Source organism: Streptomyces bungoensis (assembly GCF_001514215.1).
GTDB lineage: Bacteria > Actinomycetota > Actinomycetes > Streptomycetales > Streptomycetaceae > Streptomyces > Streptomyces bungoensis.
On sequence record NZ_KQ948879.1, the window covers coordinates 16,072 to 33,281 of the forward strand.

Here is a 17,210-nt window from a genome sequence, read left to right on the forward strand (position 1 = left end):
GCACGGGTGGGCACCGACACCGTGCGGGCGGGGACGGCCGACGAGGCCGGGGGGCTGCGCCGCGAGCAGCGCGGCTGGTACTTCTACGACTGGGCGTGCTCGGTCTACTCGACGAGCGTGCTGACCGTGTTCCTGGGCCCCTACCTCACCTCGGTGGCCGAGAACGCGGCGGACGCCGACGGCTATGTGCACCCCCTGGGCCTGCCGGTGCGGGCGGGCTCCTTCTTCGCCTACTCGGTGTCCCTGTCGGTGATCCTCGCGGTGCTGGTCATGCCCCTGGTGGGCAGTGCCGCCGACCGTACGGGCCGCAAGAAGCCGCTGCTGGGGGCGGCGGCCTACACGGGGGCGGCCGCGACGGCGGGCATGTTCCTGCTGGACGGCGACCGGTACCTGCTGGGCGGGGCGCTGCTCGTCGTGGCCAACGCGGCGCAGTCCGTCGCGATGATGCTCTACAACTCCTACCTGCCGCAGATCGCCCCGCCCGAGGAACGCGACGCGGTCTCCTCGCGCGGCTGGGCCTTCGGCTACGCGGCGGGCTCCCTGGTCCTGGTGGCCGACCTCGTCCTCTACACCGCGCACGGCTCCTTCGGCCTGAGCGAGACGGCCGCGGTCAGGATCTGCCTGGCCTCCGCCGGGCTGTGGTGGGGCGCCTTCACGCTCGTACCGCTGCGCCGGCTGCGCGACCGTCAGGCGCGCGTGGCGGGCGCCACCGCCCCCGGGCTGCGGCAGCTGGGCGCCACCGTGCGGGACATGCGGCGGCATCCGCTCACGCTCGCCTTCCTGCTGGCCTACCTGGTCTACAACGACGGCATCCAGACGGTGATCTCCCAGGCCTCGGTGTACGGCTCCGAGGAGCTGCGGCTCGATCAGTCGACGCTGATCGTCGCGGTGCTGCTGGTGCAGGTGCTGGCCGTGGCGGGCGCGCTGGCGATGGGGCGCCTGTCGCGTGCCTACGGGGCGAAGCGGACGATCCTCGGCTCGCTGGTGGCCTGGACGCTCACGCTGGCCGCCGGCTACTTCCTGCCCGCCCGGGCCCCGGTGGGGTTCTTCGTGCTGGCTGGCGGGATCGGCCTGGTCCTCGGCGGCAGCCAGGCGCTGTCCCGGTCGTTGTTCTCCCACCTGGTGCCGCCGGGCAAGGAGGCGGAGTACTTCTCGGCCTACGAGATGAGCGACCGCGGGATGAGCTGGCTCGGACCGCTGCTGTTCGGCGTGACCTACCAGCTGACCGGAAGTTATCGGTCGGCGATCGTCTCGCTGGTGGCCTTCTTCGTCGTCGGATTCGCCCTGCTCACGCGGGTTCCGGTACGGCGTGCGATCGCCGCGGCGGGGAACCCGGTGCCGGAGAGGATCTAACTGGATTTAGCGCTCAGCACGAAAGGGCGGTAGTGTACGCGTTTGGCCTGCCAGGCGTACCGTTACTGCGCGTCAAAGATGCCGGAACGCTGGGTGACATCTGTTATCAGATGTGACAAACCGGGCGCCTGTGGGTACAACAAGGGGCGGCTACGACGGCGACGCATGACCCGGAACGGGACTCGGAACGGGAATCTTTACCGCCGACCGGACGTTGACCGGATGACGACGACAGCGACACCTGTCCTGTGGGCGACAAGCCCGGGAGGCACGATTCATGAGTGAGCGAGCTCTTCGCGGTACGCGCCTCGTAGTGACCAGCTACGAGACGGACCGCGGTATCGACCTGGCTCCGCGCCAGGCCGTGGAGTACGCATGCGAGAAGGGGCACCGGTTCGAGATGCCCTTCTCGGTCGAGGCGGAGATCCCGCCGGAGTGGGAGTGCAAGGTCTGCGGGGCCCAGGCACTCCTGGTGGACGGCGACGGCCCGGAAGAGAAGAAGGCCAAGCCCGCGCGTACCCACTGGGACATGCTGATGGAGCGGCGCACCCGCGAGGAGCTCGAAGAGGTCCTCGAGGAGCGTCTGGCGGTCCTGCGTTCGGGGGCGATGAACATCGCAGTTCACCCCCGGGACAGCCGCAAGTCCGCCTAGCGGGAAGCCGCCGGGCGACACACGAGTAACCGCGGGCGCCGTACGTGACCTGTCACGTACGGCGCCCGCGGTTTTCGTTGTGCGCGCCCCGCCTACCGGGTCAGCGGAGGCCGCTGCTCCCCCGGCTCGGGGCGCTGCTCGCGGATGACCTCGCCCTGGACCACCTTGCCGTCGGGCCGGTGGATGCGTGCCTGCTGGAAGGCGTCGCCCAGGGAGCCCGGGGCGGCCCGGCGCAGCCGCTGCCGCAGGGCGCTCTCCGTGGAGCGGGCGACGGCCTTCTGCACCGGCGGCAGCAGCAGGAGCAGACCGGCGGCGTCGGAGATCAGGCCCGGGATCATCAGCAGCAGGCCGCCGAGCATCGTCAGGCCGTTGCCGCCGCCGCGGGCCGGTGACCCTCCGTGCCGGAGGGCCTCGTTGAGGTTCTGGAAGGCGCGGCGGCCGGCCCGCTTGATGACCACGGAACCGGCGACGGCGCCCGCCACCAGGAGCAGGACCACGGTGAAACCGCCCGCGCCGCCCGCCACCCGCGTCAGCAGCCAGATCTCCAGCACCAGCCAGGCGGCGACGCCGAGCGGCAGATACCTGCGCAGCCGGGAGCGCCGGGGCCGCCGGGGCCGGGCGGTGGTCGCGGAGGTGGGAGCGCCAGTCGTCATGCTCCCAGTGTGCCTGGACGCGGCTCAGCGCGGGATAAGGGGCTTCCGGGCCCCTGCCCCGGACCTAGCGCTTGCCGCCCTTGCCCTTGAGCCTGCCGACCCGGTCGCCGACGCCCCAGGCGGTGACCCGCCACAGCGCCTCGACGAGGATGTCGCGGCTCATCTTGGAGTCGCCCAGCTCGCGCTCGACGAAGGTGATGGGGACCTCGACCACGTGGTAGCCGGCCTTGACGGCGCGGCGGGCCAGGTCGACCTGGAAGCAGTAGCCCTGCGAGGCGACCTCCGCCAGGCCCAGCCCCTCCAGCGTCTCGCGCCGGAAGGCGCGGTAGCCACCGGTGATGTCGCGCAGCGGCAGGTCGAGGGCCAGGCGGGAGTAGAGGCTGCCGCCGCGGGAGATGAACTCGCGGGACTTGGGCCAGTTCACCACGCGGCCGCCGGGCACCCAGCGGGAGCCGAGCACCAGGTCGGCGCCCTTGAGCGCGGTGAGCAGCCGGGGCAGTTCCTCGGGCTGGTGGGAGCCGTCGGCGTCCATCTCGACGAGTACGCCGTAGCCGCGCTCCAGGCCCCAGCGGAAGCCCGCCAGGTAGGCGGCGCCCAGGCCCTCCTTGCCCTTGCGGTGCAGCACCTGGACGTGGTCGTCCTCGGCGGCCAGCTCGTCGGCGAGCTTTCCGGTGCCGTCGGGGCTGTTGTCGTCCGCCACCAGCACGTGTGCCTCGGGGACGGCCTTGCGGACCCGGCCGACGATGGTCTTGACGTTCTCCGCCTCGTTGTAGGTCGGAATGATCACCAAGGTCGTGCCGAGCGGGCCGAACTGCCTCCCCTGGGCTCTGGCCGCGAGAGTCCCGTCGCCGTCGTTCACTGCTGCCCCTTCATGTCGTACGCAGAGGTCCACCATAGTGGCCGCCGCCTGCCGTGATGTGACAGCACGTTCGTACTGTGGTGTCGATTCCACAAGAGTGGGGTAAGAACGTGCTTTTCGGCACCTTCGTACGCGACGGATGGGGGCCCGGCGCCCTTCGGGCCGACCTGGGACCCGCTGGCTGCGGATCGTCCGAAAGCCGTTGTCTACTGAGCACCCGGGCCCCACCCGGGTCACACCTGGCCGACCGGCTGGAGGGTCCCTCGCCGGCGCGGGCGCTGAGCCTGGCTCCCAGCGACGGTGCCCCGGTGCGGCACACCGCCCCTGACCCAGCGGCGCTGCGACGCGTGCGCGAACACTCCCCGGTCGGGCGTCCGGTGGTGGACGCGGCCGAACCTACCGGCCCCCGGCCGCCGACTGTCAACAACCACCTGACCTGCGCAGACAGCCGTTCCCCGGCGGTGGGTGCGGAGGATGCGCAGGTCGGGCGACGCGGCGGCGGGCCCCGGGCGCCGCCGCGCCACCCCGGGAGATCACTCGCCCGGCCGTACGAACACCGTCCGTCCGCCCACGACGGTGCGCAGGCAGACCGGCAGGTCCCGGCCGGGGGTCAGGTCGGGCAGGCCGGGGGTGCCGGAGCGGGGGTCGGTCGACCAGCGGGCCACCCGGTCGTCGGGGGCCTGGACGACCAGGTCGCCGGTGCGCCAGACGGCGTAGTCGGCGGGGGCGCCGGGCACCAGGACGCCGGCGTCGTCGCGGCCCACGGCCCGCCAGCCGCCGCGCGTGTGGGCGGTGAACGCGGCCCGGACGGAGACGCGGTGCTCGGGGGTGTGGTGGAAGGCGGCGGCCCGCACCGTGCCCCAGGGGTCGAGCGGGGTGACGGGACTGTCGGAGCCGAAGGCGAGGGGCACGCCGGCCCGCAGCAGCGCGGCGAAGGGGTTGAGGGTGCGAGCCCGGTCGGCGCCGAGGCGCCGGGCGTACATGCCGTCCTCGCCGCCCCACAGCGCGTCGAAGGCGGGCTGAACGGAGGCGATCAGGCCCAGCTCGGCGAAGGCGGCCACGGTCTCGGGGGTGAGCATCTCCGCGTGCTCGACGCGGTGCCGGGCGGCCCGTACGCGGGCGAGGCCGGTCTTCTCGGCGGCCGCCCGCACGCCGTCGACGACCGTGGTCACGGCGGCGTCGCCGATGGCGTGGAAGCCCGCCTGGAGACCCGCCTCGGTGCAGGCCACGACATGGGCGGCGACGGCGTCGGCGTCCAGGTAGGCGGTACCGGTGTGGCCGGCGTCGGCGTACCGCTCGTGCAGGCAGGCGGTGTGGGAGCCGAGGGCGCCGTCGACGAAGAGGTCGCCGGCGGCGCCGAGCGCGCCGAGCTCGCGGGCCCTGGCCACGCCGTCGCCGGCCTCGGCCCAGTAGCCGACCACCCGGGGGCCGGGCAGCTCGGCGGCAAGCCGCAGCAGGTCCGTGAAGTCGTCCTCGGAGGAGATCCGCGGGCCACCGCACTCGTGCACGGTGCCGATGCCGAGCGAGGCGGCGTGGGCGAGGGCGGCGCGCTGGGCCTCGGCGCGCTGGGCGGGGGTGACGGCGGCGAGGGCGGCCGCCCGTACGGCGTGGTGGTCGTCGGCGGTCAGGGGGCCGTCCGCCGGCCGGAGACCGGGCACCAGGTCGAGCAGGGCCGTGGTCACGACCGCCGAGTGCACGTCGATGCGGGAGAGGTACAGCGGGCGGCCGCCGGTGGCTTCGTCCAGCTCCGCGCGCGTCGGCGGGCGGCCGCCGGGCCAGCGGGCGGCGTCCCAGCCGTGGCCCAGCAGGACGCGGTCGGCCGGGCGGGCGGCGGCGAAGTCCCGGACGCGGGCGAGGGCCGCCTCCAGCGTGGGCGCGCCGGACAGGTCGAGGCCGGTGAGGGCGAGGCCCGTGGCGGTGGTGTGCACATGGGCGTCGGTGAAGGCGGGGGTGACCAGGGCGCCGTCGAGGTCGACCACCTCGTCCACGCCGTCGGCGAAGGCGTCGGCGGCGCCCTCGGAGCCGACCCAGGCGACTTGACCGGCCTCGACGACCATCGCCGTCGCGAACGGGTCGGCGGGGCTGTGCACCTCACCACGGCGCAGGAGGACGGTCTTCAGGGGCTCGGCGGTGCGCTCACTCATGGCCGACAGTCTCTCGCGCCGCGGCGGCGGAGCCGCACCCGGGGCGGCGGGCCGCCGCCGTCAGATCCGCGGCGGGCGCGCCTCGTACGGCGTCGACAGGACCACCGTCGTCCGGGTCGACACCCCCGCCAGGGAGCGCAGCCGGGCGAGCAGTTCCTCCAGCTCGTGCGGGGTGGCCACCCGCACCTTGAGGATGTAGTTCTCGTCCCCGGCGACGCTGTGGCAGGCCTCGATCTCGGGGACGCCCGCGAGCCGGTCCGCGATGTCGTCGGGGGCGCTGGGGTCGAAGGGTTTCACCGAGATGAAGGCGGTCATCGGCAGCCCGACGGCCTCGGGGTCGACGACCGCGGCGTACCCGCGGATGACGCCACGCTGTTCGAGCCGGCGCACCCGCTGGTGCACGGCCGACGTGGACAGGCCCGTGGCCTTGCCCAGGTCTGTGTAGCTCATCCGCCCGTCCTTGACGAGCAGCTGCACGATCTGTCGGTCCAGCTCCTCCATGGCGCCACAACCTACAGTGCCGCTGATCTCCACGGATAGCTCGGCAGCGCAGGTCACACCGGGTTCGGGGCAAAAACCTCCGCATCGGGCACCTGCGCACGGCATGTGACGAACGCCACACCTTTCGAACAGGCTCCGTGATGTCCTCGTGATTACCTCCCGAAGCGGGCGGGAAGTGCTTGCTGTGGTCGAGGCCGCAGCGCCTTCACGGCCCAGCCTTAGGGGGAGAATCCCATGCAGAGTGTCAATCGCCGTGGTCGTTCCGTGTCCAAGCGGCAGCAGCCGGTCGTCGAGCCCGAGCCGGAGGGCGTCGAATCCGACGCCCTGGAGCCCGAGGAGTTCGACGCGTACGACACCTTGGAGATGTACCGGGTGATCTGCCCGGACTGCGCGCAGCCGATCGCGCTGCTGGCGGACGAGGAGATCCTGCCGGAGCACGCGCTGTGCGCCTCGCCGTGGAACCCGTTCGGGCTCACGGTGTGCGCGGGCACGGGCCGCGCGGCGGCCGACGCCCGCCCGGCGGACGAGTCCGTCGCCCCGCAGGAGCAGGACACCGCCCTGCTGCTGACGCTCCCCCAGGGCCTGAACTGGCGGACGCAGCCCTTCTCGCACGTCGGCGGTCCGGGGTCACGCCCGATGCGGGCGATGCGCCGCCAGGCCGCCTGAGGCTCCGCCTCCGCGCCTTCCCGTGACAGAGCCCGCACCAGGGCGTACCGACTGCCGTGGTGCGGGACCGTGAGCCCGGAAGCCGACGCCGGTGAACTCACGCGCGATTCCGGTGGGCGGTGACCTGAGGCGCCGCCGTCGCGTTCCCCCGGTATGACCCCCACGTACTCGGTCACCGGGCGTCGGCGCCGCGTCTTCGTCCCCCGCCCCACCGCGCCGGTGGCGCCTCCTGCCCCGCAGGATCCGCCCATCTACCGCGATCTGATGCGTGTCTGGGCCGACCGGGGCCGCACCCTGCCGGGCCGCCACGACCCGGAGTGGATCAGGCTGGCGGCCCCGACGGTCCTGCGAGGGGAGTTCAGCGACCCTCCGGCCCTGCCACGTGACGGGCGATGACCATGCGCTGGATCTGGTTGGTGCCCTCGACGATCTGCAGGACCTTGGCCTCGCGCAGGTAGCGCTCGGCCGGGAAGTCGGCGGTGTAGCCGTAGCCCCCGAGGATCTGCACGGCGTCCGTGGTGACCTTCATGGCCGTGTCGGTGCAGTGCAGCTTGGCCATCGCGGCCTGCTTGGCGAAGGGCAGGCCCGCGTCCCGCAGCCGGGCGGCCGCCAGGTACAGCGCGCGGCCCGCCTCGATCTGGGTCGCCATGTCGGCGATCATGAAGCGCAGGCCCTGGAAGTCGGCGATGGGCCGGCCGAACTGCCGGCGCTGGGTGGCGTAGGCGACCGCCTCGTCCAGCGCCGCCTGGGCCACGCCGATGGCGCAGGCGGCTATGCCGAGCCGCCCGGAGTCGAGGGCGGCCAGGGCGATGGCGAAGCCCTGCCCCTCCTCGCCGATGCGCCGGTCGTCGGTGACGCGCACCCCGTCGAAGTGGACCTGGGCGGTCGGGCTGCCCTTCATGCCCATCTTCTTCTCGGGCACCCCGGCGCTCAGGCCCTCGGCGTCACCGGGCACCAGGAAGGCGGTGATGCCGCGCGGGCCGTCCTCGCCGGTGCGGGCCATCACGGTGTAGAAGTCGGCGATGCCGCCGTGCGTGATCCAGGCCTTCGTGCCGGTGATCACCCACTCGTCGCCGTCCCGGACGGCCCTCGTGCGCAAGGAGGCCGCGTCCGAGCCGGAGGACGGCTCGGAGAGGCAGTAGGCGCCGAGCAGCCCGCCGCCGAGCATCGCGGGCAGGTGCTCGACCTGCTGCTCCTTCGAGCCGTGGGCGGCGAGGGCGTAGGAGGCGAGCGTGTGCACGCTGACGCCGAGGCCGACGGTGAGCCGGGCCGCGGCCAGCTCCTCCAGGACCTGGAGGTACACCTCGTAGGGCTGGTCCCCGCCGCCGTGCTCCGCGTCGTAGGGCAGGCCCAGCAGGCCCGACTCCGAGAGCAGGGTGAAGACCTCGCGCGGGAAGCGCCCGGCGTCCTCTTCCTCGGCCGCCTTCGGCGCTATCTCGCGCTGGGCGATCTCACGGACGAGCGCGAGCAGATCGCGCGCCTCCTCCGTGGCCAGTTGACGCTCCACCGGCTGCGGGTCGCGGTCGGACATGGCGTCGCTCCTCCCTGTTCGGGCGCATCGACGGAGGTGCGCCTTGGGTGGGGGCGGCTCCGCCTCATCGTTCGGATTCGGCCGAAGGCGCCCGCTTCCGGGTCTCGGAAGCTGCTGACCAGCGGCTGTGCCGTGAGTATGCCCGATCGGCACCCTCCCGTCACCAGTTAACGACCGCTTACTTCAGGAAAGCCCGGGCACCCGGCGCGCGCAACAGATCGGCGGATGAGGCAGGCCGTGGGCAGGACCTCAGACGCCGCGGCGGGCCGGGGGCGGCGCCGGGTGGGACGGGTCCAGTTCCTCGATCGCGCGCAGGACGCCGCCGAGGGTCTTCGTCAGCAACTCGCACAGGGTCTCGCGGGAGAGTTCGGGACGGCCGATCCAGTCGAGGGTGGCGCCCTCGACGCTGCACACCCAGGACAGCAGGCCGATGCGGGCGGCCGCGGCGACGTCGTCGCGCCCGTACGCACCCTCGGCGATGATGCTGACGATCGCCTCGCGCACGCCGTCCCGGATGGCGTGCACCTCGGCGTCGAAGCCGACACCGCCGCTGACGATGGTGCGGTAGGCGGCCTGGTGCTGCTCGGCGAAGCGCAGGTAGCTGTCGATGGTGCGGTGGACGCGGTCCACGGCCGGCAGTTCGCGCCCCCGCGCGGCGAAGGTCACCAGATCCGCGGCGGAGTCCTGGATGATCGACAGGTAGTAGCCGCGCTTGGACTGGAAGTAGTAGTAGATCAGCCCTTTGGCGACATGCGCCTGCCGGGCTATGTCGTCCATGGACAGCGCGTCGTAGGGGGTGTCGGCGAACAACTTCCGCCCGATGGCGATGAGTTCGGTGCGACGCGCGAGAGAGCGCTCGGTGCCGCGCACCCGGGGGCGGACGGCGGCACGCTGCTGCGGCATATTCAATTTCGACCCTGGTCTGGGAGGTCGGTGGGACGTCCGCAGTATGTCAGAACATGCCAATACCGTGCGGGGGCCGCTCAGATGAGGCCGAGCCGGGTCACGAGCATCGCGAGCACCGCGACGAGGACCCAGCCCAGGACGTGCTCGAGGATCTCCGGGCCGTCTTCGCGGGGGCCGCCGGTGCGGACGCGGGTGGCGGTGGCCGGGTGTGCGGTCATGGCTTCTCGCAGAGGTAGGGCGTACGGACTGGTCCCCCTGCGTTCCACCTTGCCACCCGCGGCGGCGCGTACGGCGGAGAGGTTCCTCACACGGGCCCGGTCAGCACACCCCCACGGCCGCGAGTGCCCGGCTCTGGCGCGGGGTCGGGTGGGCCGGGAAGTAGAGGTAGCAGACTCCCCCGGTGCCGGAGACCACCTTGCCGGAGGCGTTGTACCGCTTGGTCCTGAGCCAGATGTTCTCGAACTCGCGGCGCAGGTACACCCGCCGTACCGCCTCGTCGCTCGGCGAGGCCGGGTCGTTGGCGATCACGTCCCCGTCCGCGGTGAAGCCGATCACCGTCATGAGGTGGCCGGAGGTGCCGTAGCCGGCGCCGGTCAGCTCGGTCTTGAGGAACGACTGGGACGTTATGGCCGGGATGCCGGCCGCGATCAGGGTCTCCAGGTCGGTGAGCGAGGCGAGCCGGGTGATCACTGCCTGCAGGCCCTTGAAGGTGGCGGCGTAGGCGGCGTTGAACGGCCAGTTGCCGCAGCCCTCGTACTGGTAGTCGTAGGTGTGACGGGCCGCGTGGTCGACCTGCGGGTCGGCATAGGACGGGTCGACCCAGGACAGCTGCTCGGGGGTGAGCCGGCCGCCCCAGTACTCGATGATCATTTGCGAGGAGGTGGGGCTGCACCAGGCCTCGCCGCCGCCGTCGTACTCGGGGTACTGGCCCTTGTGGATCTCCTGCGAGTAGCGCGGTACGGCCAGTTCCCGGCTGAGGCCCGGCGTGGAGGCCGGGACGGTGAAGCGGTCCGGGATGTCGGAGCCCATCGCGCCGAGCCGCCAGACGGTCGGCGTGAGGTGGGTGTCCGGCCTGCGGTAGAGGGTGAGGCGCAGCCGGTAGTCGGTCAGGCGCAGGCCCGTGCTCGCGTCGTCGACGGCGAAGGTGTCGGTCCAGATGGAGCTCTTGCCGTCGCTCTGGCCGTCCACCGAGGTCCGCCTGATGTCCTGGTCGCCGGCCGCCCAGCGGCCCATCACGTACCAGGGGGTGGCGGTGCCGTCGGAGTAGGTGCCCTGCAGTTCGGCCTGGAGCCAGGTGCCGTCGGGCGTGTGCGCGTTCCAGGAGGCGATGACCTCGGTCGCGGGCACGGTCAGCCGGTGCACGGGAGAGGTCCAGGTGGCGTAGTCCCAGGCGGCCGTCAGCCCGGTGTGCGGGTCGGTGTAGTCGGTGCGTCCTGCCGGGGTGCCGATCTCGACGCCGGGACGCGGCCCGGCGACGGCCCGGACGCCCTCGGCGGTGCCGCGGCGCCAGTCGTGGTACGTGGTCCAGGCGTGGTAGTCGACGGGACGGGACGGCGCCGGGGCGGGGTCGTCGGCGGCGCGCGCCGACGCGGGAACGGCTCCCGAGGCGACCGCCGCGACCACGGCGGCGGTGAGGACGGTTCTACGGGACGGCTGCTGGCCTGTGCTCATGGGCGCGGTTACCCCCAGGTGACCGGTCGTGGCTGCTCGGATGCAGGTGCGTGGGCCAACTATGGGGGCACACGGCATGCCCCTGCCAGCACTTCGGCACATGGCGCGCCACCAATATTGGTCTCAGCCACTGGCGGGACCTGCGCGGTTGGCTGCCCTACCCGGGGCTGAACCGCCCCGGGCCGGGACCGTACGGCCGGACGACCGCTGCGCGGGACGTCGGACCCGGGGCTGTGGGCGCGCATGGCGACACGCCCACACGCGGGATGTGGCCCGACCACACCGTCTCTCGAGCAAAGACGGCCCCGGACCCGAGCCGGCCCCGGACCCAGCCACAAGCGCGGGCACCGGCCTATTCGCGTTCCGTGCTCACCGGACCGCCCGACCCGGACCACGGCCCGCGCGCCGGGAGCATGGCCACATCAGCCGGACGACGCCCCGGGCACGGCGGGTGTGCCGGTGTCCGGGGAGCGCCGGCCGGCCCGGGCGCGGGCCACGGCCCCGGCCGGGCCCGGGCCCAAGGGCCGGTCGAGCCGGGCCGGGGTCTGCCGGCCCGCGTTCAGATGAGGTCCATCGCCGCGACCTCGTCGGGGCGGCCGTAGCTGACCGGGCCCTGGAAGCGGCGGCGGGCCGTGGCGAACCACCACACCGTGGCCACGAGCAGTACGGCGGCCAGCGCGATCGGCGCGTAGTTGAAGGAGTCGACGGTGACCGGAGAGGCCTGGGGCAGCATGAACAGGACGCTGCTGAGCGCGATCCAGACCACCGCGACCCAGCCGATCGGCCGGCCCCAGCGGCCCAGGTGCCACGGCCCCGGCTGGAAGTCGGCGCCGAGGCGCAGCCGCAGGAAGATCGGCACCGCGTAGGCCAGGAAGAGCCCGACCACGTTGACGCTGACGATGGCGGTGAACGCCGTGTGCGACCACCATCCGGGCAGCACCAGGGCCAGCGAGCAGGCCACCGCGAGCCACACCGCCTTGACCGGCGTACGGGTGCGCAGCGAGACCGTGTGCCACCAGCGGGAGCCGGGCATGGCGCCGTCCCGGGAGAACGCGAAGATCTGCCGGGTGTTGCTGGTGAGGTTGGCCAGGCCGCAGAAGAGCATCGCGCCGATCACGATGAGGAGCATCGCCTTGGCGGTGCCGAGACCGAGTCCGTCTATGAGGATCTGGACGGGCGGCGCAGTCGAACCGGCCACCTCGGCGTAGTCGCCGATGCTGTACACGAGGGCGAGCATGAGGATCAGGCCGGTGATCGCCGAATAGCCGATGGAGCGGGTGATCCCCTTCGGCGCGTTGACGGTAGCGTGGACCGTTTCCTCCGACATGTGGAAGCTGCCGTCGAACCCGGTGAACGTCCAGCTCGTGACCAGCAGGCCGAGCATGCCGCCGTAAAGCCCGCTGGAGAAACCCGTGTTGTTCTCGAAATGCGTGACGAAGGACGCGGACTGGTGGTGGTCGGGCATCACGACGAGTGTGCTCACGATCACCACGAGTCCGATCAGCAGCCACCACACGGAAATCCGGTTCAGTACGGCGACGAGCTGGACGGTGTAGGTGTTCGCCAGCCCCTGCAGCACGATGATCAATGCCGTGATCAGGACCGTCTGGTGCGCGGTCGGCCGGTAAGAGGACCACTGCAGGGCGATGAACGCCTGGATGAAGGTGGCCGCCGCATAGCCGGTGGCGGCGGTGCCGCCGATCTGGCCCACGAAGTTCAGCCAGCCGGTGAACCAGGACCAGGCGCCCTTGTGCCGTCTGGCGAGTTTGCCGGCGGAGAAATACAGCGCGCCGCTCGTCGGATAGGCGGAGGCGACTTCCGCCATCGCCGCCCCGATGAACAGCACCATGACGGAGACGCCTATCCAGCCGAACACGAGAATGCGGGGGCCGCCCGCGTTCATGCCGTATCCGAACGAGGAGAAAATACCCGAGAGGATATTGATGATGGTGAAGGAGATGGCAAAGTTGTCGAACGCCTTGAAACGGCGGGTGAGTTTCCGCGGATAACCCATCGCGTGCAGGGTGGCGTCGTCGTCGAGCATGACCGGGTCTTCTCTCCGGTGGGCCTTCGCCCGTGGAGCCGGCGTCCGTTCCGACACAGTTCGGCCTTTCTCTCGGTGGGGGGTGGGGCACGTGCGGGTCAGGCGGGTCAGGTGGCTCCCGGGACGGGCAGGCCGCAGGCGCGGCGGGCCCGGGAGAGCTGCTCGGCGGGGTCGCCGAAGACGCTCCACGGCATGCGCGAGGCGTAGGGGCCCATCGCCGTGAACACCGCCCGGGCCTCGAACTCGCGCTGGGCCATGACCAGCGCGTGCGCGAGGTAGGCCAGGTCGAGCACCGGGGTGTGGCGGTAACGGGCCACCGTCGGCAGCCAGTTGCGGTAGACCGCCAGGGCGGTGGAACGCCACTGCGGCTGCTCCCACACGTGGTCGGCGAGCAGCCGGCTCGCGTCGTAGCTCTCCACCAGGGCCACCAGGGGCAGCAGCCGGAGGGCGGAGTCGGCGGGGGCCCGCTGGCTGAGGAAGGCGGCCACGTCCCAGGCCGCGTTGACCGAGCCGCCGTGGCGGGTGAAGAAGAACGACAGGAAGCGGTGGTGGGCCTCGCGGTGCCACGGGTCCAGCGTCAGGATGTGCGCGAACAGCCGCCAGGGCCCGGGCGGAGCGGTGAGCAGCCCCTGCGGGGCGGGGTCGCGCAGCCGGTGCAGCCGGGCCATGGCGAGCTTGGCGACCCAGGGGGTCGGGTCTCCGGGGGCCAGGGCGGCGGCCCGGTCGCAGGCGGCCAGCGCGATCCGCTCCAGCGCCTCGGCGCGCTCGTCGTGCGCGTCGGCGGCCCGGACGGCACGCTGCACGGCGACCCGGGCCCACATCAGCGCCGCCTCAGGGCTGGGCTCCTCGGCCAGCCAGCGCTCGACCAGGTCGGTGCCGGCGGCCTCGGAGGCCAGCACCAGCGAGCGGTGGGCGCGCAGGGCGAAGTCGGAACGGGTCTCGGCGAGCGCTTCGCAGGCGCTGCGGCAACGACCTGCCCGCACATCGACGCATACGCTCGCCAGGACTCGGTCGTCGGCCGCCGGATGCCAGACGTAGTGCCCTTCGAATAACTCCGCGGCCATGTTCCCCTGTCCGTCCCCGTACCGAGCGTCGCGGTTGTGCAGGAGGCACCTTACTCAGCACCCGCCACACCGGGAACGCCCCAATTCGCATTTCGGTCAGCGGATTGGGATGCGAATCGACCCATTGACCGGAGGTCAGCAGTTAGTTCAAGGAGTGACTTTTTCTCCGGCCCCAGGGACCCCGCCTCTATGGGCTGCTACTACACTGTTTCCGGAAAACGCCTCACACCGCACCACACCTCGGGATACGCCATTCACGACCTCGCCGCCCGGCTGCGCGGGCTCCCCGCGTCCTGCGGACCGGTCCGGCTGATCGGCGTCGACGGACACGCCGGTTCCGGCAAGTCGACGTTCGCCGGCCGGCTGGCCCGCGCGCTGGGCGGGGCGCCGGTGCTGCACCTGGACGACATCGCGAGCCACGAGCAGCTCTTCGACTGGACGGGCCGGCTGCTGGCCGAGGTCATCGCCCCGTTCTCCCGCGGCGAGTCCGCGCGGTACGCCCCCTACGACTGGCGGGCCCGCGCCTTCGGTCCGCCGCGTCCGCTCCCGCCCGACCCCGTGATACTGGTCGAGGGCGTCGGCGCCGGACGCCGCGCGCTGCGCCCGCATCTGGCGCTGCTGCTGTGGATGGAGTTGCCCGCCGAGGAGTCCTGGGCGCGGGGCAGGCGCAGGGACGGCGTGGAGCAGCGCGAGTTCTGGACCGGGTGGGTGGAGGCCGAGCGCGCGCACTTCGCCGACGACCCCTCGCGCCCCCGTGCCGACCTCCTGGTGCACGAGACACCGGCGGGTTACGAGGTGCTGCCGGGGCCCGCGATGACGCTTGGAGCGGACCGGTCCGTCACGCTGGGTGAGGGGCCGTCCGCAATGTGCTGAAGCTGTGAAGGCCCTTGCGGGGGAACTTGTTTGAGCCCTTCGACGACGCTTGACCCAACGGCCGTACAGGGCTTACGTTCCCCATGTGCGGCCCCTGGGAGCCGCCCTCAGACGCGAAGCCCCCGGTTGTTCCCCCGTGATCGGGGGCTTCGTTCTGCCCGCGGCCCGCTTTCCGGACGCCACGCGCACCGATCCGCTCACCCTCGGTCACCGCCCGCCGTGCGCCCCGTCCGCCCCCACCTCGTCGAACGTCCTGCGCGGCACCCTTCGGCACGCGGTCGTACCCCGGGTACGATGCCCTCGGTGCGACCATCGGGCGGCTGCCTCGCGCACCTGCAACTCCGGTCCGCGGCACAGCGGTTCGACCGCGGCGGCCACCGGGCGACGGCCCGGCGGTGAACCAACGGGGGCACGGTCTGTGGGGGACGTGATGGACTTCGGCACGCAGGGCCCCGAGGCCCCGGCCGACCTCGCCTGGATGCGAGGTGTGGACGCCTACACGATGGGTGCCTATCCGCAGGCGGAGGAGGAGTTCCGCGTCGCGGTCCGGATGGATCCGGGGATGGCCGACGCCTGGCTGGGGCTGCACGCGCTGCGGGTCGACACGACGACCGCGCTGCTGCGGATGTTCCGCCACCGGGAGCGCTTCGGGGAGCAGCGCGCCCGGCACCGCCGGGCTCTCAACTCCTGGTACTGGCTGGGCTGGTGGGTGCAGCCGGTGCTGGAGAGCCCGCGGGATCTGCTGCTGGCGCACGCCTCGCACTGGCTGGACGGCAGGCACGTGCCGGAACTGGACCGGGCGCTCGCCGGACTCCCGCCGGTGGACACCGACCCGCAGGTCCGCTTCCTGCACGCCTGCCGCGCCTATCTGGTCAAGGACTGGGACCAGCTGGTGCGGCACACCGACCCGCTGCTCGACGACCCCGTGCTCGGCATCGAGGCCGGCCTGTTCGGCGGCATGGCCCGGGTCCGGCTGGAGATGTACGGGCAGGCCGAGCCGCTGCTGTCGGCGGCCCTGATGCGCTGCCGCAGCGAGCAGCCGCAGCGCAAGGAGCTGCGGTACTGGCTGGCCCGGGCGCACGAGGGCACGGGACGCAGCGCCGCGGCGCTCCCCCTGTACCGGGCGGTCCACCGGGCCGACCCCGCCTTCATGGACACCTCGGCGCGGCTCGCCGCGATCGCGGAGGGGGACGACGATCCGGTGGGGCTCGCGGCGATCACGCTGACCGGTGCGGGCGCGGACTCCGTGGACGGGCCGGACATGCTCGACCCGATCTTCGGCACCGAGGGCCGTGATCTGCGGCTGCCGGAACCGGACCTGCCGACCGGGCCGCTGCCCTCGGTCCCGGACCCGGCGGTGCGGGTGAGGCGCGGCGCGGGCTCCGGGCCGCTGCCGGCCGGCCCGACCGATCCCGGCTTACTCGAGGAGGCGCTCGCCGAGCTGGAGCGCATGGTGGGGCTCGAGCCCGTCAAGCGCCAGGTCAAGGCGTTGTCGGCGCAGCTGAACATGGCGCGGCTGCGCGCCGGGCAGGGCCTGCCGGTGCAGCCGCCGAAACGGCACTTCGTCTTCTCGGGGCCGTCCGGGACGGGCAAGACCACGGTCGCACGCATCCTCGGACGGGTGTTCTACGCGCTGGGCCTGCTGGGCGGCGACCACCTGGTGGAGGCGCAGCGGGCCGATCTGGTCGGCGAGTACCTGGGCCAGACGGCCGTGAAGGCCAACGAGCTGATCGACTCCGCGATCGGCGGGGTGCTGTTCGTGGACGAGGCGTACTCGCTGTCGAACTCGGGGTACGGCAAGGGGGACGCCTACGGCGACGAGGCGCTGCAGGTGCTCCTCAAGCGGGCCGAGGACAACCGGGACCACCTGGTGGTGATCCTGGCCGGCTACCCGGAGGGCATGGACCGCCTGCTCGCCGCCAACCCCGGGCTCTCCTCCCGCTTCACCACCCGCGTGGACTTCCCCTCGTACCGGCCGCCGGAACTCACCGAGATCGGCAAGGTGCTCGCCGCCGAGAACGGTGACCTGTGGGACGAGGAGGCGCTGGAGGAGCTGCGCTCCATCGCCGGTCACGTGGTCGACCAGGACTGGATCGACGAACTGGGCAACGGGCGGTTCCTGCGGACCCTGTACGAGAAGAGCTGCGCGTACCGGGACCTGCGGCTCTCGGTGTATCCCGGCGCCCTGTCCCGGGGGGACCTGGCGACGCTGCGGCTGCCGGACCTCATGCAGGCGTACGGCGAGGTGCTCTCGGGGCGGGGACCGCAGGACCCGTCGTCCTGGTGAGACCGG

General features: G+C 72.5%; 15 protein-coding genes. 5 read left to right on the plus strand and 10 right to left on the minus strand.

Going from position 1 to position 17,210, the window contains the following annotated elements:
* The first annotated feature begins 6 nt into the window (after window positions 1–6).
* The gene (locus AQJ66_RS34600; RefSeq protein ID WP_061930232.1) at window positions 7–1,353 is read left to right on the plus strand and encodes an MFS transporter; all 1,347 of its coding nucleotides are present in this window, start codon (window positions 7–9) and stop codon (window positions 1,351–1,353) included.
* A 277-nt stretch (window positions 1,354–1,630) separates the two neighbouring features.
* Complete coding sequence (locus tag AQJ66_RS34605) at window positions 1,631–2,005, plus strand: RNA polymerase-binding protein RbpA (protein WP_003977404.1); 375 nt, start codon at window positions 1,631–1,633, stop codon at window positions 2,003–2,005.
* A 92-nt stretch (window positions 2,006–2,097) separates the two neighbouring features.
* On the opposite strand, the gene fxsA is transcribed toward AQJ66_RS34605, so the two are convergent.
* The 4 genes from fxsA to AQJ66_RS34625 form a co-directional block, all read right to left on the minus strand.
* Window positions 2,098–2,658 (minus strand): FxsA family membrane protein, encoded by a 561-nt coding sequence (fxsA, locus tag AQJ66_RS34610; RefSeq protein WP_061930235.1) that lies wholly within the window; start codon window positions 2,656–2,658, stop codon window positions 2,098–2,100.
* 64 nt (window positions 2,659–2,722) lie between these two features.
* The gene (locus AQJ66_RS34615) at window positions 2,723–3,517 is read right to left on the minus strand and encodes a polyprenol monophosphomannose synthase (protein ID WP_061930238.1); all 795 of its coding nucleotides are present in this window, start codon (window positions 3,515–3,517) and stop codon (window positions 2,723–2,725) included.
* A 533-nt stretch (window positions 3,518–4,050) separates the two neighbouring features.
* Window positions 4,051–5,661 carry an amidohydrolase gene (locus AQJ66_RS34620; RefSeq protein WP_061930241.1) on the minus strand — a complete coding sequence of 537 codons (1,611 nt, stop codon included), beginning with the start codon at window positions 5,659–5,661 and terminating at the stop codon, window positions 4,051–4,053.
* Between the two features lie 60 nt (window positions 5,662–5,721).
* Complete coding sequence (locus AQJ66_RS34625; RefSeq protein WP_004002750.1) at window positions 5,722–6,162, minus strand: Lrp/AsnC family transcriptional regulator; 441 nt, start codon at window positions 6,160–6,162, stop codon at window positions 5,722–5,724.
* 234 nt (window positions 6,163–6,396) lie between these two features.
* On the opposite strand from AQJ66_RS34625, the gene AQJ66_RS34630 reads away from it, so the two are divergent.
* Window positions 6,397–6,828 carry a hypothetical protein gene (locus AQJ66_RS34630; protein ID WP_061930244.1) on the plus strand — a complete coding sequence of 144 codons (432 nt, stop codon included), beginning with the start codon at window positions 6,397–6,399 and terminating at the stop codon, window positions 6,826–6,828.
* 358 nt (window positions 6,829–7,186) lie between these two features.
* Here the strand turns inward: AQJ66_RS34630 and AQJ66_RS34640 are convergent, their stop codons facing one another.
* From AQJ66_RS34640 to AQJ66_RS34660, 6 genes are all read right to left on the minus strand, one after another.
* Complete coding sequence (locus AQJ66_RS34640; RefSeq protein ID WP_061930249.1) at window positions 7,187–8,359, minus strand: acyl-CoA dehydrogenase family protein; 1,173 nt, start codon at window positions 8,357–8,359, stop codon at window positions 7,187–7,189.
* A gap of 249 nt (window positions 8,360–8,608) precedes the next feature.
* Window positions 8,609–9,262 carry a TetR/AcrR family transcriptional regulator gene (locus AQJ66_RS34645; protein ID WP_061930252.1) on the minus strand — a complete coding sequence of 218 codons (654 nt, stop codon included), beginning with the start codon at window positions 9,260–9,262 and terminating at the stop codon, window positions 8,609–8,611.
* A gap of 80 nt (window positions 9,263–9,342) precedes the next feature.
* Entirely contained in the window at window positions 9,343–9,483 is a 141-nt protein-coding gene (locus tag AQJ66_RS38630) for an SCO1431 family membrane protein (protein WP_107119134.1), read from the minus strand.
* A 100-nt stretch (window positions 9,484–9,583) separates the two neighbouring features.
* Window positions 9,584–10,936, minus strand: coding sequence for a peptidase C39 family protein (locus AQJ66_RS34650; protein WP_061930255.1), 1,353 nt, complete (start codon window positions 10,934–10,936; stop codon window positions 9,584–9,586).
* A 559-nt stretch (window positions 10,937–11,495) separates the two neighbouring features.
* Window positions 11,496–12,980 (minus strand): amino acid permease, encoded by a 1,485-nt coding sequence (locus AQJ66_RS34655; protein WP_208611523.1) that lies wholly within the window; start codon window positions 12,978–12,980, stop codon window positions 11,496–11,498.
* A gap of 107 nt (window positions 12,981–13,087) precedes the next feature.
* Window positions 13,088–14,044: a hypothetical protein gene (locus AQJ66_RS34660; protein ID WP_061930261.1), complete on the minus strand. Its 957-nt coding sequence runs from the start codon at window positions 14,042–14,044 to the stop codon at window positions 13,088–13,090.
* A gap of 189 nt (window positions 14,045–14,233) precedes the next feature.
* On the opposite strand from AQJ66_RS34660, the gene AQJ66_RS34665 reads away from it, so the two are divergent.
* Together AQJ66_RS34665 and AQJ66_RS34670 are read left to right on the plus strand one after the other, a co-directional pair.
* The gene (locus tag AQJ66_RS34665) at window positions 14,234–14,917 is read left to right on the plus strand and encodes a uridine kinase family protein (protein ID WP_061930264.1); all 684 of its coding nucleotides are present in this window, start codon (window positions 14,234–14,236) and stop codon (window positions 14,915–14,917) included.
* A gap of 430 nt (window positions 14,918–15,347) precedes the next feature.
* Complete coding sequence (locus AQJ66_RS34670) at window positions 15,348–17,204, plus strand: AAA family ATPase (protein ID WP_061930268.1); 1,857 nt, start codon at window positions 15,348–15,350, stop codon at window positions 17,202–17,204.
* The last annotated feature ends 6 nt before the right edge of the window (window positions 17,205–17,210 follow it).